This window comes from Rhizorhapis sp. SPR117 (assembly GCF_021742065.1).
The window spans coordinates 1-23256 of the sequence record NZ_JAKKIE010000054.1 but is presented as its reverse complement, the minus strand read 5'-3'; the positions used below and the strand labels follow the sequence as shown (position 1 = coordinate 23256).

At 60.6% G+C, this 23256-nt stretch carries 24 protein-coding genes and 1 tRNA gene; 16 read left to right on the top strand and 9 right to left on the bottom strand.

Features of this window, described 5'->3' with window-relative positions:
* Positions 1–164: 164 nt before the first annotated feature.
* Positions 165–611, bottom strand: a complete 447-nt coding sequence (locus tag L3X40_RS17090; protein WP_237366685.1) for a cupin domain-containing protein — start codon at positions 609–611, stop codon at positions 165–167.
* Between the two features lie 51 nt (positions 612–662).
* On the opposite strand from L3X40_RS17090, the gene dapE reads away from it, so the two are divergent.
* Positions 663–1808 (top strand): succinyl-diaminopimelate desuccinylase, encoded by a 1146-nt coding sequence (dapE, locus tag L3X40_RS17085; protein WP_237366684.1) that lies wholly within the window; start codon positions 663–665, stop codon positions 1806–1808.
* Positions 1809–1817: 9 nt separating this feature from the next.
* Here dapE and L3X40_RS17080 read toward each other — a convergent pair whose 3' ends face one another.
* The 4 genes from L3X40_RS17080 to L3X40_RS17065 all read right to left on the bottom strand — a co-directional run bounded on the left by L3X40_RS17080 (position 1818) and on the right by L3X40_RS17065 (position 6063).
* Positions 1818–3494, bottom strand: a complete 1677-nt coding sequence (locus L3X40_RS17080; RefSeq protein WP_237366683.1) for a putative bifunctional diguanylate cyclase/phosphodiesterase — start codon at positions 3492–3494, stop codon at positions 1818–1820.
* Positions 3495–3600: 106 nt separating this feature from the next.
* Entirely contained in the window at positions 3601–4164 is a 564-nt protein-coding gene (locus L3X40_RS17075; protein ID WP_237366682.1) for a Smr/MutS family protein, read from the bottom strand.
* A complete protein-coding gene (mltA, locus tag L3X40_RS17070) occupies positions 4139–5413 on the bottom strand; it encodes a murein transglycosylase A (protein ID WP_237366681.1) in 1275 nt (424 codons plus the stop codon). Before mltA ends, L3X40_RS17075 begins: the two co-directional genes overlap by 26 nt.
* Positions 5410–6063, bottom strand: a complete 654-nt coding sequence (locus L3X40_RS17065; protein ID WP_237366680.1) for a Tim44/TimA family putative adaptor protein — start codon at positions 6061–6063, stop codon at positions 5410–5412. The genes mltA and L3X40_RS17065 overlap by 4 nt, the downstream gene beginning before the upstream one ends.
* Positions 6064–6306: 243 nt before the next feature.
* Between L3X40_RS17065 and secB the strand changes: the two genes are divergently transcribed.
* The 4 genes from secB to L3X40_RS17045 all read left to right on the top strand — a co-directional run bounded on the left by secB (position 6307) and on the right by L3X40_RS17045 (position 10195).
* On the top strand, positions 6307–6819 hold the full coding sequence (gene secB / locus L3X40_RS17060) for a protein-export chaperone SecB (protein ID WP_237366679.1): 513 nt from the start codon (positions 6307–6309) through the stop codon (positions 6817–6819).
* Between the two features lie 28 nt (positions 6820–6847).
* The gene (murJ, locus tag L3X40_RS17055; RefSeq protein ID WP_237366678.1) at positions 6848–8419 is read left to right on the top strand and encodes a murein biosynthesis integral membrane protein MurJ; all 1572 of its coding nucleotides are present in this window, start codon (positions 6848–6850) and stop codon (positions 8417–8419) included.
* A gap of 3 nt (positions 8420–8422) precedes the next feature.
* Positions 8423–9427 carry a tryptophan--tRNA ligase gene (gene trpS, locus L3X40_RS17050; protein WP_237366677.1) on the top strand — a complete coding sequence of 335 codons (1005 nt, stop codon included), beginning with the start codon at positions 8423–8425 and terminating at the stop codon, positions 9425–9427.
* Between the two features lie 123 nt (positions 9428–9550).
* Entirely contained in the window at positions 9551–10195 is a 645-nt protein-coding gene (locus L3X40_RS17045) for a DUF4136 domain-containing protein (RefSeq protein WP_237366676.1), read from the top strand.
* A gap of 159 nt (positions 10196–10354) precedes the next feature.
* Here L3X40_RS17045 and dnaA read toward each other — a convergent pair whose 3' ends face one another.
* From dnaA to mutM, 3 genes are all read right to left on the bottom strand, one after another.
* On the bottom strand, positions 10355–11731 hold the full coding sequence (dnaA, locus tag L3X40_RS17040) for a chromosomal replication initiator protein DnaA (protein WP_237366687.1): 1377 nt from the start codon (positions 11729–11731) through the stop codon (positions 10355–10357).
* Positions 11732–12213: 482 nt separating this feature from the next.
* The gene (gene rpsT / locus L3X40_RS17035; protein WP_237366675.1) at positions 12214–12477 is read right to left on the bottom strand and encodes a 30S ribosomal protein S20; all 264 of its coding nucleotides are present in this window, start codon (positions 12475–12477) and stop codon (positions 12214–12216) included.
* 116 nt (positions 12478–12593) lie between these two features.
* On the bottom strand, positions 12594–13406 hold the full coding sequence (gene mutM, locus L3X40_RS17030) for a bifunctional DNA-formamidopyrimidine glycosylase/DNA-(apurinic or apyrimidinic site) lyase (protein WP_237366674.1): 813 nt from the start codon (positions 13404–13406) through the stop codon (positions 12594–12596).
* A gap of 57 nt (positions 13407–13463) precedes the next feature.
* On the opposite strand from mutM, the gene L3X40_RS17025 reads away from it, so the two are divergent.
* From L3X40_RS17025 to L3X40_RS16995, 7 genes are all read left to right on the top strand, one after another.
* Positions 13464–14195, top strand: coding sequence for a class I SAM-dependent methyltransferase (locus L3X40_RS17025; protein WP_237366673.1), 732 nt, complete (start codon positions 13464–13466; stop codon positions 14193–14195).
* Positions 14196–14295: 100 nt separating this feature from the next.
* Positions 14296–15831 carry a 2-polyprenylphenol 6-hydroxylase gene (ubiB, locus tag L3X40_RS17020; protein WP_237366672.1) on the top strand — a complete coding sequence of 512 codons (1536 nt, stop codon included), beginning with the start codon at positions 14296–14298 and terminating at the stop codon, positions 15829–15831.
* Positions 15832–15900: 69 nt separating this feature from the next.
* Positions 15901–17025, top strand: a complete 1125-nt coding sequence (locus tag L3X40_RS17015; RefSeq protein WP_237366671.1) for a hypothetical protein — start codon at positions 15901–15903, stop codon at positions 17023–17025.
* Positions 17026–17081: 56 nt separating this feature from the next.
* Positions 17082–18293, top strand: a complete 1212-nt coding sequence (gene coaBC / locus L3X40_RS17010; protein WP_237366670.1) for a bifunctional phosphopantothenoylcysteine decarboxylase/phosphopantothenate--cysteine ligase CoaBC — start codon at positions 17082–17084, stop codon at positions 18291–18293.
* Positions 18271–18729: a dUTP diphosphatase gene (gene dut / locus L3X40_RS17005; protein ID WP_237366669.1), complete on the top strand. Its 459-nt coding sequence runs from the start codon at positions 18271–18273 to the stop codon at positions 18727–18729. The genes coaBC and dut overlap by 23 nt, the downstream gene beginning before the upstream one ends.
* 115 nt (positions 18730–18844) lie before the next feature.
* Entirely contained in the window at positions 18845–19597 is a 753-nt protein-coding gene (locus L3X40_RS17000; RefSeq protein ID WP_237366668.1) for a HesA/MoeB/ThiF family protein, read from the top strand.
* The gene (locus tag L3X40_RS16995; RefSeq protein WP_237366667.1) at positions 19585–19950 is read left to right on the top strand and encodes a DsrE/DsrF/DrsH-like family protein; all 366 of its coding nucleotides are present in this window, start codon (positions 19585–19587) and stop codon (positions 19948–19950) included. Before L3X40_RS17000 ends, L3X40_RS16995 begins: the two co-directional genes overlap by 13 nt.
* 36 nt (positions 19951–19986) lie before the next feature.
* Here L3X40_RS16995 and L3X40_RS16990 read toward each other — a convergent pair whose 3' ends face one another.
* The gene (locus L3X40_RS16990; protein WP_237366686.1) at positions 19987–20685 is read right to left on the bottom strand and encodes an NAD-dependent deacylase; all 699 of its coding nucleotides are present in this window, start codon (positions 20683–20685) and stop codon (positions 19987–19989) included.
* Positions 20686–20724: 39 nt separating this feature from the next.
* On the opposite strand from L3X40_RS16990, the gene dapB reads away from it, so the two are divergent.
* The 4 genes from dapB to L3X40_RS16970 all read left to right on the top strand — a co-directional run bounded on the left by dapB (position 20725) and on the right by L3X40_RS16970 (position 23156).
* Entirely contained in the window at positions 20725–21489 is a 765-nt protein-coding gene (dapB, locus tag L3X40_RS16985) for a 4-hydroxy-tetrahydrodipicolinate reductase (RefSeq protein WP_237366666.1), read from the top strand.
* A gap of 144 nt (positions 21490–21633) precedes the next feature.
* Entirely contained in the window at positions 21634–22281 is a 648-nt protein-coding gene (gene nth, locus L3X40_RS16980) for an endonuclease III (RefSeq protein WP_237366665.1), read from the top strand.
* A gap of 80 nt (positions 22282–22361) precedes the next feature.
* Positions 22362–22775: a hypothetical protein gene (locus L3X40_RS16975; protein ID WP_445177205.1), complete on the top strand. Its 414-nt coding sequence runs from the start codon at positions 22362–22364 to the stop codon at positions 22773–22775.
* Between the two features lie 304 nt (positions 22776–23079).
* Positions 23080–23156 (top strand) — tRNA-Arg (locus L3X40_RS16970).
* Positions 23157–23256: the final 100 nt, after the last annotated feature.

Sequence of the window (23256 nt, the reverse complement as noted above, 5' to 3'; positions counted from 1 at the left end):
CTATTCCCCGAGGCAACGGCTGAAGCCTCTTCCCGACTGAAGTCGGGGGGTTTCCTCCAAAAAGCGGGACACTGAATACGCGGGTGCCGCCCTTGCATTACAGACTTTCTCACCTCAGATTTCAAAATTAGCCGGACCAGACCCCGCAACAAACCACCCAAAAATCAGAACCCGCTACCATCCTTCCGCCGATATCCCTGGCCCGCCGACAAGTGCAGGTTGATGTCGGGATAATGACAGTCGGAAGCACCTGGCCCGCCGACAACCACAAACACGCAATCGCGCGTGCTTTCATTCACCACATGATGGCCATTGCCATCGCCCTTTGGGCACGCAATGCAATCTCCGGGCATCAGCGGCGTTCGGCCCGAATCGTCGATCAGCAACGCCTCGCCAGCCAGCATCACCAAAAATTCGTCCTCGCCCTCGTGCCAGTGGCGTTGCGCCGACCAAGCGCCGGGTTTCAACACCACATGGCTGACCCCGAAATCGCTGATCCCACCTGCGGGCGCCAATCGGCGGTACATGCGTCCCTGAACCTCGCCCGCATATTCGGGCGGATAGCCGGTGGCATTGGTCTGGGGGATCGTTTTCAGATCAAGCTTGGGCATGGCTTGCTTCTCCTTCTGGTCAAAAGCACGCGGCTGCGCTAACCGGCGCGAATGGAAATCTCGCGCCAGTCATTGACCGATCCGGTTGCCCTTGCAAGCAGGCTGATCGTCTGTCCCTCGATCACGCCCGCCACCGGCCCGGTATTCGCCGCGCTGGAAGACATGCTGGTCGCGCTTGGTTTTGATGTCGAACGCATGTTGAGCGGCGAAGCCCCTGACGGCCCGGTTGAAAACCTGCTCGCCATCCGCAGCCATGGCCCCGGCCCGCATTTCGCCTTTGCCGGCCATCTGGATGTCGTGCCCCCCGGCAATGGCTGGGCGACCGATCCGTTCCAGCCTGTTCAGCAGGGTGATCTGCTCTACGGTCGCGGCGCGGTGGATATGAAGGGCAGCATCGCCGCCTTCGTCGCGGCCCTCGCCCGCGCCGACGACCTTCCCGGCACCATCAGCCTGATCATCACCGGCGATGAAGAAGGTGCAGCCGTCCATGGCACGCTCGCACTGATGGATCGCATGGCCGAACGCGGCATCAATCCCGACCTGTGCCTTGTCGGCGAACCCACTTCGGTCCATCGGCTTGGCGACATGATGAAGATCGGCCGCCGCGGATCAGTCAATATGTGGATCAGTGTAAAGGGCGCGCAAGGCCATGTCGCCTACCCGCATTTGGCCAGCAATCCGATCAGCCCGCTGGTCCGCATCCTTGCCGCTATCGAAGCGATAAAGCTGGACGAAGGCACCGACTGGTTCCAGCCAAGCAATATCGAAATCACCGATCTGGAAGTTGGCAACCCCGCCACCAACGTTATTCCAGCGGAAGCGCGAGCGCGAATCAGCATCCGTTTCAACGATACGCACAGCGGAGCGGAACTGGTCGACCGCATCCGTGCGATCGTTGAAGCCGAAGGTGGCGAGTTGCTTGCCGTAATCAGCGGCGAGCCATTCCTGACGCCTCCAGGCGATTTTTCCGGCCTGATCGCCGCCGCCATTAAACAGGCGGCCGGCATAGACCCGGAACTGTCCACCAGCGGCGGTACATCCGATGCGCGTTTCCTCTCCCGCCTGTGTCCTGTGGTGGAATTCGGCCTGTGCAACGCCACGATGCACAAGCTGGATGAAGCCGTCGCCGTCGCCGATCTGGAAGCACTGACGGGGATTTACGGCGACATAGTGACGCGAGCATTGACCGGCGGGTGATCTGACCGATTACGCCGTTTTGGCGGTGGAACTCCATGCCCCGCTGAAGCGATGCAGATAATCCGTCTCCGCTTCGGGCATGGCGAACAAATAGCCCTGAAAAATCGAACAGCCGATGATGCGGAGCATGTCCATCTGGTCCTGCCGCTCAATCCCTTCGACGACGACTTCCAGCCCCAGCCCCTGAATCAGTCCGATGACGGCGCTGCAGATGGTGCGGGCTTCGGGCGATGTCACGATGTCCCGAACAAGGCTGCGGTCGATCTTCACCCGATCGACGGGCAGGTCCTTGAGGCGCGACAGATTGGAAAAGCCGGTGCCAAAATCGTCGATCGCAATACGCACGCCGTCGCGGCGTAATCCCCGCAACTGTGCCAAAATCCGATCATCCATCTCCATCGCCAGCGATTCAGTGATCTCCAGTTCCAGCTGTTCTGGCGCAACCTTGTGCCGAACCATGGTATCGCGCAGGCGGGAAAAGAAATCGGGCTGTGCCAGCTCACGCATGCTGATATTGACAGCCAGTCGTTGGGAGATACCCTTGCGCGTCCAGTCTGCGGCGGTGGCGCACGCCTTGTTCATGATCCAGTCGCCCAGCTCGACAATCGCCCCGGTCTCTTCGGCCAGCGGAACGAAACTGCCGGGCAACAACACCCCGCGTTCCGGATGCTTCCAACGGACCAGTGCTTCTGCGGCAATGACCCTGCCGGTCGTGACATCAAGCTGCGGCTGGAACTGAAGCAGGAGTTCGTTGCGTTCCAGTGCGATGCGCAAATCCCGTTCCAATTCAGCGCGGCCAGCCATTACATTGGCCAGTTCTTCGCTGAAAAACTCTACCCGGCGGCGGCCATTATCCTTGGCCTTGTACATGGCAACATCGGCCGAACGAAGCAGATCGTGCAATGTCTCACCATGCTGAGGGTAGAAGGCAACACCAATGGAAGCCCCCAGATCAATCTGCTGACCGCCAATGTCAAAACGCTCACCAAGCGCATATTGGACAGCGCGCGCAATGCGCTGCGCCGTTTCGGGCGCGGGCAATTGGGGAAAAAAGATCGTGAATTCGTCACCTGCCAACCGCCCGACAACGCCATCGCCATTGCCGGCGCCGACCAGCGTCATCACGACTTCGCGCAGCCGCCCCGCCACCCGCGACAAAAGCTGATCGCCAGCAGCATGGCCCAGCGTGTCGTTGATCGCCTTGAACCCATCCAGATCAATGAAGAACAGTGCGGCAAGGCCGCCGGGCGGGCGCTCCGCCAGCAGCCGCTCGACCTGTCGGCAAAAGCTTGTACGATTGGGCAGCGACGTGACCGGATCGAACATTGCCAGCGTCTGCACATTGTCGAGATTGGTCCGCACCTGACTGAACAGGCTTTGCATCGCTATTGAGAGATCGGGCAGATCACGCGTCACGGCATGCGGTACATTGTCGACCAGATCGCCATGTGCCGCCGCCTGCAAACGTTCAGTCGCCAGATCCACCGAAGCTGCAATGCCGGACACCGTTCGTGTTGCCGATGCCCAGCACATCACGCCGCACATAATGGCCATGGTGAGCGCACGGCCGATCGCTTCCACGTCACGTTGCGCGCCTGCACCGGCCAACAGCGCCAGGATGAAGGCGACTGCACCAGCGCTGGCTGCAAATGCAACCGCTCGGCTTTTCAGTGATACGCCTTCCATTGGGCCCCACAGTCGTGAACAGGTCGCGCCCCTGGAGGCACAGGATTCAAGCTGCAGCTATGAATTACATTGGTTAAGAAACTTTATGCAAAACTATTGCAAACGTTCATTTATTGCGACGCAATATGACATAAATTGCGCCCGACCCGCCATGCCGGGGATGGGCGTTTCGCACGCTCGCGATCATGCCAAATTGCTGGCTGTTACTGATCCAGTGGCCTATTTCGGCCCGAATAACGCCCCGATCCGCACGATCCCGCCGAGTCCCGCCATCCCGCGGTTTTCCTGTAATGACCAGCATGACCCGAACGCCGTGCGCCAGTGCATTGGCAAGCGCCCGGTCGAAACGCTGATGCGCTTGCGACAGGCTATGCCCATGCAGATCGATGGTAATTTCAGGCTGCAACAGACCACGTTTGATCTGACGTTCCCAGCTGCCGTCAAGGATATCCGCCGGACGCCGCGTCCTGACAACGGAGCGCGGCAACGCGATGGATTGTGTTAACGATTCGGTAGGGTGGCTTGCAGGCTCGTTTAGAAGCGATGCGCTGCTTTCCATCGCCTCGCCATGATTCTCTGGCGGTTGCGGGGCAACAGACAGCGGCTTGACGGATCGGGCAAGCTGGTTCCAGGCCGCCCTCTCCTCAGGGCTGAGGCGACGACGCGCCATTACTCTGCATCAAGCGGGCATAACTGCCCTTTGGCAATAGCAGCAACGCACTGCCACGGGCCGACATGCCCCCGGCAACGGCGCGCGCCTGATCGCCAGCGCCCCAGAAAGTATCGAAACGATTCGCCCCCTTGATCGCGCCGCCCGTATCCTGGGCAATCCACACGCCATTGGGTTCGGCCCGATCCAGCGACAATAATACCGGCGCACCCAGCGGCACGAATTTGGGATCGGCGGCAACGCTTGCATGCGCCGTCACCGGCACACCCATGGCGCCCACTGGCCCGGCGCCATTCAATTCCCGGAAAAAGACGAAGCTCTTGTTTTCATTCATGATCGCCTTCCCCTCGTCGGGATGGCTACGCAGATAATCCATGATGCCCTGCATACTGGTCTGGCCCGGTCCCAACAGGCCCCGGTCCTTCATCAACTTGCCGATACCGGTATAATCACGGCCGTTCTGGCTGGCATAACCGATGCGCATGATGCTGCCGTCCGGCAAGCGCAACCGGCCGCTGCCTTGTACCTGCAGGAAAAAGAACTCGACCGGATCGGCGGCCCACGCGATTTCAAGACCGCGTCCGGCCAGCGCCCCGGCCTCTATGGCAGGGCGGTCGTCAAAAGGAACAAAGGCCGCGCCCTGCACCTTGCCACGAATTTTCTTGCCCTTCAGATCATCGCTGAACAGGCCCAGATCGACATCGACCAGATCGGGCGGGCGGCGATAAATGGGCGTATCATAACCCGGTTGCCTGGTCCGGGAGGCACGGATTTCCGGTTCGAAATAGCCCGTTGCAAACGCCGCTCCATCGCCCACCTGAACCGTTTCGAAATAGCGGGCGAAAAAACCGGCGGCATCGTCGTCCTGCCAACCCGCAGCAGCCGTGCAGGCATCCTGCCAGTCGGCGGCGCGTGTCAGACCGCTTTGATCCGTGCGTCGGACAAGCGAGGGGCAACTGACCCTGAAAGCCTGCAGCGCCACTTTCGTCTGGGCCGGTGCGAATGGCAGGGAAGCGGTGCCGGGTCCTGGCACAATGCCAAGCTCAATCGCGCTAGTGGCATTGGGCAAAGCCGGCCCGGCAGGCAAAGTCGCACCGGGCGTTGCCGGAACAGGGCGCGCGGCGGGCGCGCCCGTTGTGGGTGTGGATGCTGGCGGGGTCCCACGGGGGGTGCCAGTGGGTACAACGCCTGCACAGGCCGCCAAGCCCAATGCGATGCAAAGGGCGACGCCCGAACGAAAGAAGCTCACGCGGCCTCGTCGGTTTCGGTCAATTTCCAGTTCGGATCGCTGTCCTTGACGTCCCGGCTGAATGTCCACACATCATGCGTCGACACAGCGTCCGTCATCGATCCGGCAATGACATGGCCATCCCGGTCACGGGTGACAGCAGCGATATCGGCATCAAAGCGCAACGTGATACTGGCCACCGTTCCGCTGAGCGATGCGTCGGCAATCTGCGCCTTGTCGATACGGATCATGCGGTTTTCAAGAATATGCCCTTCCGCCTCACGTGCGTCGATCGCCTGCGCGAATGATGCATGGACGTCGGAGTCGCACAGATAGGCCAGCTCATCCTTGTCCCCCTTCCAGAAGGCTTCCAGGATCATGCGATAGGCCGACTTAGCGCCCTCCGCGAACTGGGTGAGGTCGAACCGGCGGTCAGCACCGATAATCGCGCGGATGCCGCTTTCGGCGGCGGGCGCAACCAGACTTTCAGGCAAACGCCCGACTTCGGGGCGGATATCCTCCACCCTTACCGGCGTCAGCACGGTTGTAGAGACGCGTTCTTCGGCCTGGGGCGCGGGCTGTTGTTCATGCCCTGTCCGCTTGCCAAGTACCGAATACAAGCGCAGCCCCAGAAAAGCCGCAACCATTGCAAGAATTACGACTACAGTCACTATACCTCCATATACATGCGTTTCACTAACATAGGCATGTTTGCCCGTGGTTTCAAATGGCGATCGTCATCAGGCCCGGATAGATGCAGGATCGCCTCACAGATGAACACTGGCGCGGCCCTCACTTTGCCGCGCAAAGCAACATTGCTACATTGCCCTTCACGCCGCCCCCTGCTAATCGCGCGGTTCAAAATGCACTGGATTTTGGTGCGTAGAGCATGAACATTTGTTGAAGGACGAACGATGGCGGACGAAGAAGGCGGAACCGGAACACATGAAGCGCTGCCCAACGGTGCGGACACTACGCCACAGATCGGTCTTATTTCCCAATATGTGAAGGACTTGTCGTTCGAAAACCCGAATGCCCCCGCCGTCTATCAATGGCAGGAGCAGCCCCAGATCGATGTGCAATTCAATATCGGCGCCACCCCCGTGGCAGACGACGTGCACGAAGTAGTGCTGAAAATCGACATCAAGGCGCAAGGCGCGAACGGCGTCGCCTTCCTGGCCGAGCTGGCTTATGCCGGGCTTTTCGGCATGCGCAACGTGCCTGTCGAGCAGGTTCAGCCCTTCCTGCTGGCCGAAGCGCCGCGCCTCGTTTTCCCCTTCGCTCGCCGCGTATTGGCCGATGCGATCCGCGATGGCGGTTTCCCGCCTCTCCTTCTGGAACCCATCGACTTTGGCGCGCTGTACATGCAACAGGCAGAGGCCGCACAGGCGCAGCAGGGCGACGGCGAAACGGTCGGTCACGCCTGACCCGCGCCATTAGCAAGGAAACCGGGGGATGAGTCTCGCCAGGGCGATGGGGACGATTGGCGGCCTCACTCTGGTGAGTCGCATCTTCGGCTTTGCCCGTGACATGCTGCTTGCCCGGATTCTGGGTGCCGGGCTGGCGGCCGACTGTTTCCAGCTCGCCTTCCGCTTGCCCAATACATTCCGCCGCCTGTTCGCAGAGGGTGCCTTTTCGGCAGCCTATGTGCCGATGTTCAGCCGCGCACTGCAAGGGCCGGGCGGTCATGACGAGGCGGAGCGCTTCAGCCAGGACGTGCTTTCGGTGTTCGTGCCGGTTCTCATTGGCTTTACCGCCCTGTTTGAATTGGGCATGTCCGGCTTCGTCTGGCTGCTCGCCAATGATTTTCAGCAGGTGCCGGGCAAGTTCGAACTGGCCGTGACGCTCAGCCGCATCGCCTTTCCTTATCTTTTCTTCATCAGCATCGTTTCATTGCTGACCGGCATATTGAACAGCCTGTCACGTTTTGCCGCAGGCGCGGCGGCGCCGATCCTGTTCAACCTGACGCTGATCAGCGGGCTGCTTTTCGGGTCCTGGCTGCGCGGACCGGACGGAAGCGATCTGGTCATAGCCTATGTTCAATCCGGCGCGGTTGCGCTGTCGGGGTTCGTTCAGCTTGTCTGGCTATGGTACTGGACGAAGAAATCGGGCTTCCGTCTGACCATCCGACGCCCGGTTTTCACGCCGCAGGTACGCGAGCTGGGCCGGATCATCCTGCCCGCCACTTTTGGTGCGGGCATCTATCAGATCAGCCAGCTCGTCGACACCTTCTTTGCAACGCGCCTGCCGCAAGGATCGTTGACGCATTTGGCCATGGCAGATCGTCTGAACCAGATGCCGTTGGGTGTGATCGGCATAGCGCTGGGCACAGCCATTCTTCCCGCCCTGTCGCGTCATATCGCGCGTGAGGATGAAGGCGGCGCATCCAAAGTGCAATCCGACGCCATAGAGCTTGCGATGCTGCTCACCCTGCCCGCCGCCGTGGCGCTCATGGTCTGTGCGGGACCCTTCGTCAGCGCCTTTTTCGTTGGCGGTCGCTTCACCCCGGAAGACGGGATCATTACCAGTCAGGTTGTGATCGCACTGGTTGCGGGCCTTCCTGCCTATGTGCTGGTCAAACTGCTCACCCCCGGCTTTTTTGCGCGCAAGGATACCAAAACCCCGGTCAAGACAGCATTGGTCGTCCTCATCTTCAACATTGCCGTGATTCTTGTGGTTATCGGCCCCTTCGGCATCGTCGGCCTTGCCAGTGCGACCGCGGCGGCGTCCTGGCTGAACTGCGCGCTGCTCTATTCAATCCAGCACAAGCGCGGCCATTACCGCCTCCATGCGAAACTGCTGCTGCGCCTTGGCCGCCAACTTATTGCTGCCGCAGTCATGGCAGCGGCGCTGTTTGCGGCGCGCGATCCGTTGCTCCCCTATTTTGCGGGCGGCGTTATTGAGCGCGCCGTCAGCGTTCTGGCCCTTGTGTTGGCGGGCGTCACCGTCTACTTCGCGACGGCCTGGGCCATCGGCGCGATCGACCGCGACCGGATAGCCATCCTGCAACGCAAGAAAGCCCTGTAAGATATGCGCGTCCTCTCCGGTATCCAGCCAACCGGCAATCTACACCTTGGCAATTATCTGGGCGCCATCCGCAATTGGGTGCGGATGCAGGAGGACATGGATTCCGACAGCCAGTGCTTTTTCTTTCTGGCCGACCTGCACAGCATCACCGTGCATGAAACCCGTGAACAGCGCATCCGCAACGTCCGTGAAATGGCTGCGGCCCTGATCGCCGCAGGCATCGACCCGGACAGGTCCGTCCTTTTCAACCAGGCCCGTGTCCCTGCACATGCCGAACTTGCCTGGATATTGAACGGCACCGCCCGCATGGGTTGGCTCAACCGCATGACACAGTTCAAGGACAAGGCAGGCAAGCACCGTGAGGGCGCGAGCGTCGGCCTGTTCGTCTATCCGGTGCTGCAAGCCGCTGACGTACTGCTTTATCAGGCGACGCATGTGCCGGTGGGTGAGGATCAGAAACAGCATCTGGAACTGTGCCGCGACATCGCAACCAAATTCAACGCGGATTTCGATGTTGACCTTTTTACGATTCCCGACCCGATCATTCCAAAGGAAACCGCGCGGATCATGAGCCTGCGCGACGGGACGGCGAAAATGTCCAAATCCGATCCGTCGGATATGAGCCGCATCAATCTGACCGATGACGACGACACCATCGCGCAAAAGATTCGCAAGGCAAAGACCGATCCGGAACCCTTGCCGGAACTGGCTTCCGCCTTGGAAAACCGCCCGGAAGCCGCCAATCTGGTCGGCATTTTCGCGGCGCTGGCCAGTCGCAGCGCGGATTCGGTCTGTTCCGAATTTGCGGGACAAGGCTTTGGCGCGTTCAAACCGGCGCTGGCCGATATTCTGATCGAAACTCTGCGTCCGATTCGCGAGCGGTTTGAAATGCTGAAGACCGATGTGGCGCAGTTGGACAGTCTGCTCGGAAAAGGTGCGGAAAAGGCACGCGCCGCCGCCGCACCAACGCTGGCAGGCGCCTATGACGCGCTGGGATTGATGGCCTGAAGCTGCCATCCGTCCTTCTTGTGCACCAGCCTGTCTCTGTTCGTTCAATCTTTGTTCATTTGCCTTTTCCTAGACTAATCACCACATAGGAAACGGAAAAAGCAACAGACAGGATAGCGCGCCATGAGTTTCTTCAGGAATATCGCCATGATTATGGCGCCTGCCGTCGCCTTCCTTGCCCTTGCCGGGTGCGCAACACCGTTCCGTGCCGACGTCGCCCGCTTTCAACAAATGCCCGTGCCACAAGGGCAAAGCTTTGCCGTGGTCGCCGACGATCCGCAGTTGAGCGGCGGCCTTGAATTTGCGCAATATGCCGATCTGGTGGCCGCTCAATTGATTCAGGATGGCTATGTCCGTTCAGCCGATCCCGCCGCTGCCGACCTGATTGTCCGGTTGGACTATAGCGTGGATGACGGTCGGGAAAAGGTTCGTTCCACAGGCTTTGGCTATGATCCCTATTGGGGACCCGGCAGGCCTTGGTATGGCGGCTATTGGCGTCGTCCATACATTCACGGATTTTACGATCCCTTCCTGTTTGGCCCCGGCTACAATGATATTGAAAGTTACACCATCTATACCAGCAGCCTGACGATGAAGATTGACCGCACCGGCGATAACAGACGCCTGTTTGAGGGCACTGCCAAGGCGCAATCGCTCAGCAACAAGCTGACATATCTCGTTCCCAATCTGGTCGAGGCTATGTTCACTAATTTTCCGGGGCAATCGGGCGAAACGGTCCGCATTTCAGTAGCGCCGGAAAAACGATAGGCAGGCTCCCAGCTTAGCCTGAATTAACCCGGCGGTTCCTTGAGCCGTCGGGTTTTTTTTCGAAAACCGTGTGGCAGGGGGACAAAAAAATCCCTTCCCCGCTAGAGGGAAGGGACTATCGCGGAAAACCGCCAAAGAACGAGCCGCAGCCCCTCCCCCTCAAGTCTCCAACTGGCGTTGAAGTACCCGTATGTCGGCGTCGATATTGGCATCATGCGCCCGAAGGGCCTCTATCGTCCGCACGGCATGGATAACGGTGCTGTGGTCGCGCCCACCGAAAATACGACCGATTTCGGGCAAGGAACGTGGTGTCATCTTCTTGGCCAGGTACATGGCGATCTGCCTGGGCCGGGCAACGGCGCGCGCGCGCCGTTTGGAGCGCATTTCGCTATGGTCGATCTTGAAATGCTTCGCAGTCAGCTTCTGGATTTCGTCAATGGTGATCCGCCGGGCATTCGCGCGAACAAAATCCGCCAGCATGGTCTGCGCGAATTCCAGGTCGATCTGCCGCCCGGTCAGCGATGCATAGGCGACAAGCTTGTTGAACGCCCCTTCCAGTTCGCGAATATTGGTACGAACATTGTGCGCCAGAAACTCGACCACCGCGACCGGCACCTGCGTGTCTTTAGCTGCAGTGCGCATCCGTTCCAATATTTCAAGGCGCAGATCCAGACCCGCAACCTGTATGTCGGCGACCAGACCGCCCGCCAACCGCGACAATATGCGTGGATCGATGGCATCAAGCATATGCGGCGCCCGATCCGCGCTGATCGCCAGTCGAGCCCCGCCCTCAACGATCTCATTGATCGTGTGCAGGAATTCCTCCTGCGTCGATCCCTTGCCGGAAATGAACTGGATATCGTCGATCAGCAGCAGCTTGGCGCCGCGCAACCGCGCCTTGAACGCCATGGTTTCATTGGCACGCATGGCGGTGACAAATTCATACATGAATTTTTCGGCCGACATATAGATGATCGTCGCGCCGGGATGGGCGGCGGCATAGGCGCCCGCAATGGCGTGCAGCAAATGCGTCTTTCCCTGGCCCGTCGCCCCATGCACGAACAGCGGATTGAAGCGTGGCCGTTCCGGAGACCCCATCGCCTGAGCCGCATGGAAGGCCAGACGGTTGGACTCGGCCACCACAAATGTTGCGAAACTGTGGCGCGGCTGAAAACTTTTGGCGCCGGTGACCCGATCTGCGTTGACGGGTTCCGGCGCCATTTCGATGGCTGGGGGCGCATAGGCCTGAAGAGAGGCCGCATCGGGCGCGCGCAGGATACGAACATCATCCACGCCGATATTGGCACTGCGCCATGCAAGGCGGAGCCGATCCTGAAAATTCCCTGCGACGAAATTGGCTGCGAAATCCGATGGAAGCAGAATCTCCATGGTTCGGCTCAGCTCACAATATTCGCCCAGCCGGGCAAAGCGCAGCCATTGATCAAATACCTTGCCGCCAAGATCCCGGCGCAGACCACCCCAGATACGCTTCCATGCCGCCGACAAAGGATCTGCATCAGTCGTGTTGCAAGCCATGCCCTCTCCGGCATCAGCTGTAACGGTCAATAGATTTGCCAGTTTTTCCGACATTCCTGCGCCCTGCCCCCCAGTCAAAATGCCCCCTTCAGCCCGTTTCCGGTGCGACCCTATCTCCAGGCAATACCAAGACACTCCCGGAAACATGGTTTGTTTCCGGTCAGATCCCGATAATGGCTTCACGATCAGCCGGGATTCGAATCGATCCGCGGCCTGGAGGGATGATTTACGCAGGCTAAAGAGAGTCGATCAAGGGCATCTGCTTCAAAAAAATGAAATATTCCAGTTGACTCGATCAAGCCTTAGAGAAAGCTGATTATTTTAATAACTTATTGAATTTAAAGGATTTTTATATCATAATTTTATGCTGCACCGCATCGAATCGCGGGAAACCCTAATGTTACAGGCACGTTACAATCAAACGCCAAAAAACCCGCCGGTTATATCCCGGCGGGTGAATGCATTTTTAACGTTATCTGGATTTAGCCGAGAGCGGCGACCGCCTTGGTCAGACGGCTGAACTTGCGCGAAGCAGTGTTCTTGTGCAGCACGCCCCGCGAAACACCGCGAGCAAGCTCAGGCTGAACCTGGACCATGGCGGCTACGGCAGCGTCCTTGTCACCAGCGGCAAGGGCGGTTTCCACCTTTTTCACATAGGTGCGGATGCGCCCGATACGGTTGCCATTGATTTCTGCCCGGCGCGTGTTGCGACGGATACGCTTTTTTGCTTGCGGCGTATTTGCCATGCCTGTCCTCGAAATCCAAGAATTCGTGAAAAAAGACGCGGGAATCATTCCCCGCGCTCTTGAAGGGCCGCCCATTAACGCGAAGCGCTCCCTACGTCAACAGATCGGTGCCTAAATCATCGTTGGCACTTGCCGCAATAGAAGGTCGAACGTCCGCTATCGACACGGCGGGCAATCACCGACCCGCAATGACATGCCTCCCCCTCCCGGCCATAGACACGCCATTGTTTGGAAAAATAGCCCAGTTCGCCACTGGGCCGAGCATAATCCCGCAGGGTCGATCCGCCCGCCAATATCGCGGCGCTCAACACCTCTTTTATCGCGGCTGCCAGCCGGTTCAACCGCGCCGCGCCAATCCTGCTGCTCGCAACACCGGGCGCGATACCAGCCATATGCAGTGCTTCGCACACATAGATATTGCCAAGCCCCGCGACGATCCGCTGATCCAGCAGCGCAGCCTTCACCGGCGCGGCCTTGCCGGCAAAAACGCCCGCCAGATACGTCCCGTCAAAGACGGTGCTCAGCGGTTCAGGCCCCATACGGGTAAATGGCGCGAAATCCTCCCACGCCTCTGTCCGCACGATGTCCAGCGATCCGAATCGCCGGGGATCGTTGAGCGCCAGCACATGGCCGCTGCCCGTTTCCAGTATGAAATGATCGTGGGTGCCGATATTTTCAGGATCGATCCGCCAGCGCCCTGACATGCCCAGATGAAAGATCAGCGTATCGCCCCGATCCACCGCAATCAGCCCATATTTCGCCCGCCGCGAAAGCCCCGTCACGGTCGCCCCTGTCAGCCTTTGGCGAAGGTCGAACGGGATCGGCCAGCGCAAGTCGGCGCGGCGCGCTTCGACCAGCGTGAGCACCTGCCCCTCCAACACGGGACGCAGGCCTGCTATGGTAGTTTCGACTTCGGGCAACTCCGGCATGCTAAAAGCGCTTAACAGGCTTTGCGGCGACGGCAAGACTTGGCTAGAGGGGACGCCATGAGCGAAACAGCATCCTTTGGGTACACAGACGTCGATCCCACCGAAAAGACAGGCATGGTCCGTAGTGTGTTCAGCAATGTCGCGGCCAGATATGATCTGATGAACGATGCCATGTCGGGCGGCATGCATCGCGTATGGAAAGACCTGTTCGTCCGCCGGGTAAAGCCGCGCAAGAATGAACGGATTCTCGATATGGCGGGCGGCACCGGCGATATTGCCTTTCGCCTGCATAAAGCGGGCGCGGCTGTCACGGTCGCCGACATCAATCCGGAGATGCTGGCCGTCGGCATGGAACGCGCAAGGAAACGTGATCTGTCGGGCCTGATCTGGGCCGAGGAAAATGCTGAAACGCTCAGTTTCCCCGACCGGCAATTCGACGCCTACACCATCGCCTTTGGCATTCGCAACGTGACGCATATCCAACAGGCATTGGAAGAGGCGCATCGCGTCCTGAAATACGGCGGCCGCTTCTTCTGTCTGGAGTTCTCGACGACTCTTTGGCCCGGTTTCGCCGATATCTATGACAGCTATTCGCACCATCTGGTGCCCAAGCTCGGCAAGCTGCTCGCCCATGACGAGGACAGCTATCGTTACCTGATCGAATCGATCCGCCGCTTCCCCGATATGCCGACATTCGAAAGCATGATCGCCAAGACAGGCTTTGTCCGCACGCGCGTCGAACCGCTGCTCGGCGGATTGGTCGCGATTCACAGCGGCTGGAAAGTATAAGCGTGCCCTATTCCTTCCCGTTTGGTTCGAGCTTGCCGAGAACCGTTCTCCACTTCAGTTCTCGGCAAGCTCGAACCAAACGGGAAAAGGCCGTCCTCGCATGACCACCACCGTCACCCATCTCTGGCGCCTGCTCAGATGGGGTCGTATCCTTGCCCGTCACGGTGCATTGCGGGGAATCGAGCGCGATCCGCTGACCCCCGTGCCGGTCCGTCGCCTTACCCGGATAGCGCGTCTGGGCGCGCGCGTGCCAAGACAACCACGCTATGCCGAGGCATTTCAGGCCATCGGCCCCGCCGCCATCAAGCTGGGTCAGACCCTCGCCACCCGCCCCGACCTTGTAGGGCAGCAGGCAGCCGAAAAACTGCTCTTCCTGCAGGACGCCCTGCCGCCCGTGCCCTTCACCGGCATCCGTGCGCAGATCGAACAAAGCCTTGGCCATCCGCTCGAAACGCTGTTTTCCTCCTTTGACGAAACACCCGTGGGCGCCGCCTCCATTGCGCAGGTCCATCGCGCCGTCACGCCTGATGGACGCCAGGTCGCGGTCAAGGTGCTGCGCCCCGGCATTGTCGAGCAATTCAACCGCGACATCGATACCTACGAATGGGCCGCCGCCCATCTGGAAATGCTGGGCGGCGAAGCGTCCCGGCTGCGCCCGCGCCAGGTGATCGCCAACATGAAACGCTGGACCGCGCGTGAACTTGATCTCCGGCGCGAAGCAGCGTCCGCGTCAGAACTGGCCGAAGCAATGGTTGCGGAACCCGGCTATATCATTCCGGCCATCGACTGGGACCGCACATCGGGCCGGGTGCTGACCCTTGAATGGGTGGACGGCATCAAGATTTCCGACCGCAACGCCCTGATCACCGCTGGCCATGACGTGCAGGCCATTGCCGCACGGCTGGTCAATGCCTTTCTGCGTCAGGCAATATCGGAGGGCTTCTTCCACGCCGACATGCATCAAGGCAATTTGTTCGTCACCCCAACTGGTGACATTGCCGCCATCGACTTTGGCATCATGGGCCGCATCGACCGGCGCGCACGCGTCTGGCTCGCCGAAATCCTCTATGGCCTGCTGACGGGCAATTACCGCCGCGTCGCCGAAATTCATTTCGAGGCGCAATATGTGCCCGCCCATCATGACGTCGCCGAATTTGCCACCGCCCTTCGCGCCGTGGGCGAACCCATGCGCGGAAAGCCGGTCAAGGATCTGTCCATCGGCCAGATGCTCGATGGCCTGTTCGCCATCACCCGCGATTTCGATATGCAGACGCAGCCGCACCTCCTGCTCCTGCAAAAGACGATGGTGATGGTGGAAGGCGTGGCCACCAGCCTCGACCCCGACATCAACATGTGGGAAACATCCGGCCCCTTTGTGCAGGAATGGATCAGAAGCGAGCTTGGCCCCGAAGCCGCATTGGCCGACAGTCTGATCGAAAGCGCTCGCACGCTCCGCCGCCTGCCCAGCCTCATCCGCCGGATCGAAGCGCAATTCCCACTGGAAGGCGGCGCGCCGCCGCCGCTTCCCTTGCCCGACATACAGGTCATTCGCGTCGGCGCAGGCTGGAAATATGGGGCCATAGCGGCATGCGCGGCCCTGGTCGGAGCAGCGGGCATGTGGTTGTTGATGGTTTGACGGCCCGGATGGCTGGGGAACAGATTCGCCGCAACCACAAATTAACCATATACCCCTAGCTTTGGCTGGATGACCCCGGCCTTACGCTTCCCCGACCTGCTGAGCGAACCCAGCCGCTTCGCGCGCTGGCCCGCCTGGCTCTCGGCATTTGTGCTGGCGCTGTTTCTGGGCTTTCTCGCATGGGGCACGCTTCATCCGCCCGTCGCCGCCGATCTGGCCGACAAGCCAGTCCATGCCCTGAAAGGCAGCAACATACCGCCCGATCCGGCGGGCGACGATGTCCTGCTTTACCGCGCCATGGCCGATGGCGTGCGCCATGGCGGCAATTATTATGCCGTGGCCGCCCCACTGCTGCGCGACAATAACTACCCGCTGCGGCCCTTCGTGACCTTCCGCCTGCCGACGCTGACCGTTTTCCTGGCCTATGTGCCGCAACCGCTGGCGCTGGCCCTCATGTGCCTGCTGGTCGGCGCGGTCATCATGGCGTGGACCGTGCGCCTCGCGCCTGCGCTGCGGACGGCGAAGATCTGCTCCTATGCTTCGTTGTTCATCATGATGAACAGCCTGACGGCGTTCAGCCCGGCCCTCATCGTCTTTCATGAAGGCTGGGCAGCTTTGCTCATCGCGCTCAGCCTCGCGCTCTACCGCAAGGAACGGTGGTGGCCGAGCCTGCTGCTCGCGCTGCTGGCGGTCATGATCCGCGAACTGGCGCTGCCCTTCGTCCTGCTGATGGGTGCTCTCGCCCTGCTGGACCGAAGGTGGCGGGAATTTGCGGCATGGAGCGCCGTCACCGTCCTCTTCGCCATCGCCCTGTGGTTCCACGCCCACGCCGTCTGGTCCGTCACGACCGTAGCCGACCCGGCCTCACCCGGCTGGAACGCGAGCGGCGGTTGGCGCTTCGTGGTCGCCGCTGTCCAGAATTCGACCATGTTCAACCTCGCCCCCGGCCCGGTGACACAGATACTGGTGCCCTTCGCACTGCTTGGCTGGGCCGCGTGGAGCGGACCGACAGGCACGCGCGTCTTTCTCTGGTTGGCGGGTTTTTCCACCGCGATGATGCTGTTCGGCCGACCCGACAATTTCTACTGGGCGGTGATGATCACGCCCGTGCTCTTCGTTGGCCTGCTCTTTGCACCCGCCGCCCTGCGCGACCTCATCGCCTCGATCCGGCGGCGGCCAAGCCCCGGCATCTGACTGGACAAGAAGGTCCCGCTGGCCTTCCTTGCCAGAGTTGGTAATAAGCGACAGCTATGGAAAAGCGCATTCTTCTGATCGTCGGTGGCGGCATTGCGGCCTACAAGGCGTGCGAGCTCATACGCCTGATCCGCAAGGCGGGCATGACCGTGCGTTGCGTCCTGACCGATGGAGGCGCGCAGTTCATCACGCCGATGACACTCGCCGCGCTGTCCGAACAGCCCGTCCACACCAGCCTGTGGGACCTGAAGGACGAAGCGGAGATGGGGCATATCCAACTTTCCCGCGAGGCCGATCTGGTCGTCGTCTGCCCCGCCACCGCCGATCTGCTCGCCAAAATGGCTGCTGGCATCGCCGACAGCCTTGCCACCACGCTCTTGCTCGCCACGGACAAGCCGGTGCTTGCCGTTCCTGCGATGAACGTGCGCATGTGGGATCATGCCGCCACCCGCCGCAATGTTGCGCAACTGCGTGTCGATGGCATCACCGTCATGCAACCCGATCAAGGCCCCATGGCCTGCGGCGAGTTTGGCGAGGGCCGCCTGCCCGAACCCGAAGCGATATTGGCGGAAATCGAAAGGCGTCTCTCTCAACCGTTCGCGTCGAGCATGATCGAGAAGCCCCCACTGACCGGCAAACATATCCTCATCACCGCAGGCCCGACTCACGAACCCATCGACCCGGTGCGCTACATCGCCAACCGCAGTTCGGGCAAGCAAGGCTATGCCATCGCCGCCGCACTGGCACAGGCAGGCGCGAACGTGTCGCTGGTATCCGGTCCCGTCGCCCTGTCCACGCCCCCCGGCGTCACCCGCATCGATGTGGAAACCGCGCGCGAGATGCAGGCCGCCGTCTACGCTGCACTGCCCGCCGATGCGGCCATCATGGTCGCCGCCGTCGCTGATTGGCGCGCCGAAGCCAACGGCCAAAAGATCAAGAAAAAGGGCAATACGCCTCCGCCGCTCACCCTCACCGAAAATCCCGACATTCTGGCCGGACTTGCCCAGCACCCGCAACGCCCCGGCCTGCTGATCGGCTTTGCTGCGGAAACGGAGAACATCCTCGACCACGCCCGCGCCAAGCTGGCCCGCAAGGGTTGCGACTGGATCGTCGCCAACGACGTTTCGGGTGATGTGATGGGCGGCGAAACCAACAGCGTCCATATCGTCAGCAAAGACGGCACCGAAAGCTGGGAAAAACTGCCCAAGGACGCCGTCGCCCGCAAATTAACGGAGAAAATCATCCATGCCCTGGCACCCGCTTCCTGACATCGAAATCCGTCTCAAGCGGTTGCCCCATGGCGAAGGTCTCCCAGTACCCAGCTACTCCACCGATGGCGCGGCGGGCATGGACATAGTGGCGGCGGAGGAACTCACCCTCGCACCCGGTCAACGCCACGCCGTCGCCACCGGCTTTTCCGTCGCCATCCCGCACGGCTATGAAATCCAGGTCCGCCCCCGCTCCGGCCTTGCGCTCAAACACGGCATCAGCGTGCCCAACACGCCCGGCACCATCGACAGCGACTATCGGGGCGAATTGAAGGTCATCATGATCAACCATGGCAGCGAGCCCTTCCCCATCAAGCGCGGCGACCGCGTGGCCCAGCTCGTCCCCGCCCCCGTCCAGCGCGCCACCTTTGCAGAGGTCGCCGAACTGGACGAAACCACACGCGGCGCGGGCGGTTTCGGGTCGACGGGTGTGTAAATTTGATTCGTCACCCCCGCGAAGGCGGGGGTCCATCTCCCGGCCTTTCCACCCGATGGATCGGTCAGGGGCTGGATTCCCGCCTTCGCGGGAATGACGAAAGAGAGTGACGTCAATGACCCTCACCGACACCCAACTCGACCGCTACGCCCGGCACATCATCCTGCGCGAAATAGGCGGTGCGGGTCAGGCGAAGCTGCTGGCCAGCCACGTCGCCATCATCGGCGCGGGCGGCATCGGCAGCTCGGCAATCCAGTATCTCGCCGCAGCGGGTGTCGGCAAACTCACCATCATCGACGATGATGCCGTCGCCCTTTCCAACCTGCAACGCCAGGTCATCTTCACCGCCGCCGACATCGGCCGCCTCAAGGTGGAAGCCGCAAAAGAGACCATCGCACGTCTGACCCCGGACGTCACCGTCATCCCGGTCAACCAGCGTATAAGCGCGCAAAACGCGCAAAACCTCCTTGCCGGAGCAGACGCCATCCTCGATGGCTGCGACAATTTCGAAACCCGCCTCGCCGTCTCCGACGCCGCCACCCAACTCAAAATCCCCCTCATCTCCGCCGCTGTGGGCCAGTTCGAGGGACAACTCGCCGTCTATCGCGGTTGGGAAGCGGACAAGCCCTGCTACCGCTGCCTCGTCGGCAACGATCCGGGCCGCGCCGATATGAGTTGCGCCGATCAGGGCGTCGTCGGGGCATTGACCGGCATCATCGGCAGCATGGCCGCGCTCGAAACCATCCGCGCCCTCGTCCCCTTTGGCGAAGACAGCGCGGGCAAGCTCGTCATCGCTGACCTCATGTCCCTGCGCTTCCGCACCCTCACCTTGCCCAAGGATACGGGGTGCCCCGCATGCGGCCGCTAAAGATCGTCATCCTCACCCCCGACCCCGAACGCTTCCGCGGCGCCCTCACCCTCGCCGCCGCCCAGGCCGCTTTGGGCACACAAGTGACGATCTTCTGCCAACTCGAAGCCGCCGCCCTCCTCCGCCCCCCGTTCACCGCGCCCAACGACGCCGTGCATCAGGCCGCGGGCCTCCCCACGCTCGACGATCTCATGTCCGACGCAGCAGGCCTTGGCGTCCGCTTCATCGCCTGCCAAAGCGGCATGGAACTGTGCGGCATGAAGGCAAGCGACCTAGCCCCACACACCAGCACTGGCGGTCCGGTGAGTTTTTTACAATCGGTGGCGGATGGGCATCGGTTGGTGGTGGTTTGAGGGGGCGATTAGCTGTCAATCAACGTTCTATTTACCTCACCCCAGCATTTCGCCCACCCATTGCGGCACCAAATCCCCCGCCCGGCCCAGCCGCGTTTCGTCAAAATAGATGCTGCCCGCGGACGGATCGAGGTTCAGTTCCAGCGTCCGTGCCCCATGATAGCGCGCCGACTGCACAAATCCCGCCGCCGGATAAACCGCGCCGGATGTGCCCACCGACACGAACAGGTCGCACTTGGCCAGCGCCCGGTCGATCCGTTCCATCTCATAAGGCATCTCGCCAAAGAACACGATGTCGGGGCGCAAGGCAGGGGCCGCGCAGCCGTCGCACACCGAACCCGGCGGCATCGCGTCCTGCCATGGCACCGCCTTCCCGCATGCCGCGCACAGGGCGGACAGCAACTCGCCATGCATGTGTAGCACCCGCTTTGCCCCGGCGCGTTCATGCAGGTCATCGACATTCTGCGTGACGATCAACAGTTCACCCGGCCATGCCGCATCCAGCGCGGCCAGCGCCTCATGCGCCGCATTGGGCGTCACGGTCGAAAGCTTCGCCCGCCGCTCATCATAAAAGCGATGGACCAGCACCGGATCGCGCGCCAGCGCCTCGGGGGTGCACACATCCTCGACATGATGCCCTTCCCACAATCCGTCCGGCCCGCGAAAGGTAGCAAGCCCGCTTTCGGCTGAAATTCCGGCGCCGGTCAGGACAACGATGTTGCGAATGTCTTCCATGACCGTCATGAAGCACAGGCGAAGGGAAAGTTTCAAGACATGACGAACATCGGCATATACGGAGCGGCAGGCCGCATGGGCCAGGCGATTGCACAGGCAGCGCACGAGGCGGGCATCGGCCTCGCGGGCGGGGCGGACCGGGCGGGCGTGACGGGTGATATCGGCGGTATGCAGATCGGATCGGATCAGGAGATACTGGCGCTGGCAAGCGATGTGCTGGTCGATTTTTCCTCGCCCGCCGCACTCGAAGGGCATCTTGACGCCTGTCTGGTCGCCGACAAGCCCATCGTCATCGGCACCACAGGGTTGGATGCCACGCACCACGCCCTGATCGACCAGGCGGCGAAGATCATTCCTGTCCTGCAAACCGGCAACACATCGCTTGGCATCAACCTGCTCGCCGCGCTGGTGGAGGATGCAGCCCGCCGCCTTGGCCCCGATTGGGACATCGAAATTCTGGAAATGCACCACCGGCACAAGGTCGATGCACCATCGGGCACCGCCCTGCTGCTTGGCGAAGCCGCCGCGCGCGGACGGGGCATTACGCTTGCCGATCACAAGGTGAGCGGTCGCGATGGCATCACTGGCGCGCGCAAGTCAGGCGACATTGGCTTTGCGGCGCTTCGCGGCGGATCGGTTGCGGGCGACCACCAAGTCATCCTCGCCACCGAAGGCGAGCGTATCGAGCTTTGCCACCGTGCGGAGAACCGCAGCATCTTCGCACGCGGCGCGGTAAAGGCGGCGCAATGGCTCGTGGGGCAGCCTGCCGGACGCTATGATATGAAGAGCGTATTGGGGTTGTGAACTTGCTCCCACACACACCGTCATCCCCGCGAAGGCGGGGATCCATCTCCCCGCGTAGCGTCTGGTCGAAAACACAGGAGATGGATTCCCGCCTTTGCGGGAATGACGAAGCTGGTTTCAAACCGCCTGAATCACGCGAATAGAATGAAAAAGGCCGACATCTTTGAATTCTACCGCCGCCTCGCGGAACAGAATCCCTCGCCGGAGACAGAGCTGGAATATGGCAACGTCTATCAGCTTTTGATCGCCGTCGTTCTTTCCGCACAGGCAACCGACGTTGGCGTCAACAAGGCGACTCGCGCCCTGTTCGACAAGGTGCAAACCCCGCAACAGATGCTGGATCTTGGCGAAGAGCGCCTGAAAGACCACATCAAAACCATCGGCCTGTTCAACAGCAAGGCAAAGAACGTCATCGCTTTGAGCGACATTCTGGTCCGCGATTTTAACGGCGAAGTGCCCACCGACCGCGACACGCTCCAGACCCTGCCTGGTGTCGGACGAAAGACCGCCAATGTTGTGATGAACTGCGCCTACGGGGCGGAAACATTTGCCGTCGACACCCACATCTTCCGCATCGGCAACCGCACCGGTCTTGCGCCGGGCAAAACGGTATTGGCGGTCGAGGAGAAACTGGAAAAACAGACGCCCCAGCCCTTCCGCCGTCACGCCCATCACTGGCTGATTCTGCATGGCCGCTATGTCTGCAAGGCGCGGCGACCCGAATGCTGGCGCTGCATCGTGTCCGACCTGTGCCGCTACAAGCCCAAAACCCCTACTCCATCGCAGGCATAGCGCCGGACGAACTGAAAGATATTCAGGCTGAATTCAGATCGCTCCCATTAGCATCGGTCAAGAATATTAGGAGGTTTATTATGCGTCCTCTACTGTGTCTCATGTCCCTTGCCCTGCTGTCGGCCAGCGGCGCCGCAATCGCTCGCGATAAAAAGCCCGACAATCTCCGCCCCGTTGGCAAGGCGGTTGATTGCGTCCAGATCCACCAGATCCACCAGATCCACCAGATCCACCAGATCCAGAGTACCGAGGTACGCGATGACAGCACAATCGACTTCAAGATGCTGGGCGGAAAAATCTACCGCAATACCTTGCCCAACAGCTGCTCCAGCCTTGGTTTCGAACAGAAATTCATGTATAAAACCAGCCTGTCGCAACTCTGCTCGGTCGATATCATCACCGTCCTGCACAATATGGGCGGCGGTATCGATCGTGGCGCAAGCTGTGGCCTCGGCAAATTCCAGCCGATGGAAAAGGTTCCCGCTGGAGGCTGATCGGAAATTTGCCATCCCTGATACCAATGCCAGAAAATTGGCGCTGGCGTCCCCATCCATGCTTTGCTAAGCGCAGCGCTCACAGCGCCGTGCACGCACCCGTAGCTCAGCTGGATAGAGCGCTGCCCTCCGAAGGCTCACGTCCGACGCGAGAGCAGTGATTTAATATCGGATTTGCGCGAGTTTAGAAAGGTTGAAGAAAGGAAGGACGAAAAAACTCACCAAAATCTCACCGTGATCAAACCGCCGAATTTGATCTCAGATTGACGTTCTTCGGCTCACAACATACGGCTTCAAGCCATCTGCACCCGTAGCTCAGCTGGATAGAGCGCCGCCCTCCGAAGGCGGAGGCCACAGGTTCGAATCCTGTCGGGTGCACCAAAATATCTTAGAAAATGAGATATTTTGTCAACGTCGGGGTAAAATTGTGCAAGATTCCGGTGTAAAACTGTACCAGTTGGATTGAACAAAAAGCCTCAGA

Coding starts and splice junctions, on each gene's coding strand:
- L3X40_RS17090 (WP_237366685.1), bottom strand. CDS start 611: ATGCCCAAGCTTGATCTGAAAACGATCCCCCAGACCAATGCCACCGGC.
- dapE (WP_237366684.1), top strand. CDS start 663: ATGGAAATCTCGCGCCAGTCATTGACCGATCCGGTTGCCCTTGCAAGC.
- L3X40_RS17080 (WP_237366683.1), bottom strand. CDS start 3,494: ATGGAAGGCGTATCACTGAAAAGCCGAGCGGTTGCATTTGCAGCCAGC.
- L3X40_RS17075 (WP_237366682.1), bottom strand. CDS start 4,164: ATGGCGCGTCGTCGCCTCAGCCCTGAGGAGAGGGCGGCCTGGAACCAG.
- secB (WP_237366679.1), top strand. CDS start 6,307: ATGGCGGACGAAGAAGGCGGAACCGGAACACATGAAGCGCTGCCCAAC.
- murJ (WP_237366678.1), top strand. CDS start 6,848: ATGAGTCTCGCCAGGGCGATGGGGACGATTGGCGGCCTCACTCTGGTG.
- trpS (WP_237366677.1), top strand. CDS start 8,423: ATGCGCGTCCTCTCCGGTATCCAGCCAACCGGCAATCTACACCTTGGC.
- L3X40_RS17045 (WP_237366676.1), top strand. CDS start 9,551: ATGAGTTTCTTCAGGAATATCGCCATGATTATGGCGCCTGCCGTCGCC.
- dnaA (WP_237366687.1), bottom strand. CDS start 11,731: ATGGCTTGCAACACGACTGATGCAGATCCTTTGTCGGCGGCATGGAAG.
- rpsT (WP_237366675.1), bottom strand. CDS start 12,477: ATGGCAAATACGCCGCAAGCAAAAAAGCGTATCCGTCGCAACACGCGC.
- mutM (WP_237366674.1), bottom strand. CDS start 13,406: ATGCCGGAGTTGCCCGAAGTCGAAACTACCATAGCAGGCCTGCGTCCC.
- L3X40_RS17025 (WP_237366673.1), top strand. CDS start 13,464: ATGAGCGAAACAGCATCCTTTGGGTACACAGACGTCGATCCCACCGAA.
- ubiB (WP_237366672.1), top strand. CDS start 14,296: ATGACCACCACCGTCACCCATCTCTGGCGCCTGCTCAGATGGGGTCGT.
- L3X40_RS17015 (WP_237366671.1), top strand. CDS start 15,901: ATGACCCCGGCCTTACGCTTCCCCGACCTGCTGAGCGAACCCAGCCGC.
- coaBC (WP_237366670.1), top strand. CDS start 17,082: ATGGAAAAGCGCATTCTTCTGATCGTCGGTGGCGGCATTGCGGCCTAC.
- dut (WP_237366669.1), top strand. CDS start 18,271: ATGCCCTGGCACCCGCTTCCTGACATCGAAATCCGTCTCAAGCGGTTG.
- L3X40_RS17000 (WP_237366668.1), top strand. CDS start 18,845: ATGACCCTCACCGACACCCAACTCGACCGCTACGCCCGGCACATCATC.
- L3X40_RS16995 (WP_237366667.1), top strand. CDS start 19,585: ATGCGGCCGCTAAAGATCGTCATCCTCACCCCCGACCCCGAACGCTTC.
- L3X40_RS16990 (WP_237366686.1), bottom strand. CDS start 20,685: ATGGAAGACATTCGCAACATCGTTGTCCTGACCGGCGCCGGAATTTCA.
- dapB (WP_237366666.1), top strand. CDS start 20,725: ATGACGAACATCGGCATATACGGAGCGGCAGGCCGCATGGGCCAGGCG.
- nth (WP_237366665.1), top strand. CDS start 21,634: ATGAAAAAGGCCGACATCTTTGAATTCTACCGCCGCCTCGCGGAACAG.
- L3X40_RS16975 (WP_445177205.1), top strand. CDS start 22,362: ATGCGTCCTCTACTGTGTCTCATGTCCCTTGCCCTGCTGTCGGCCAGC.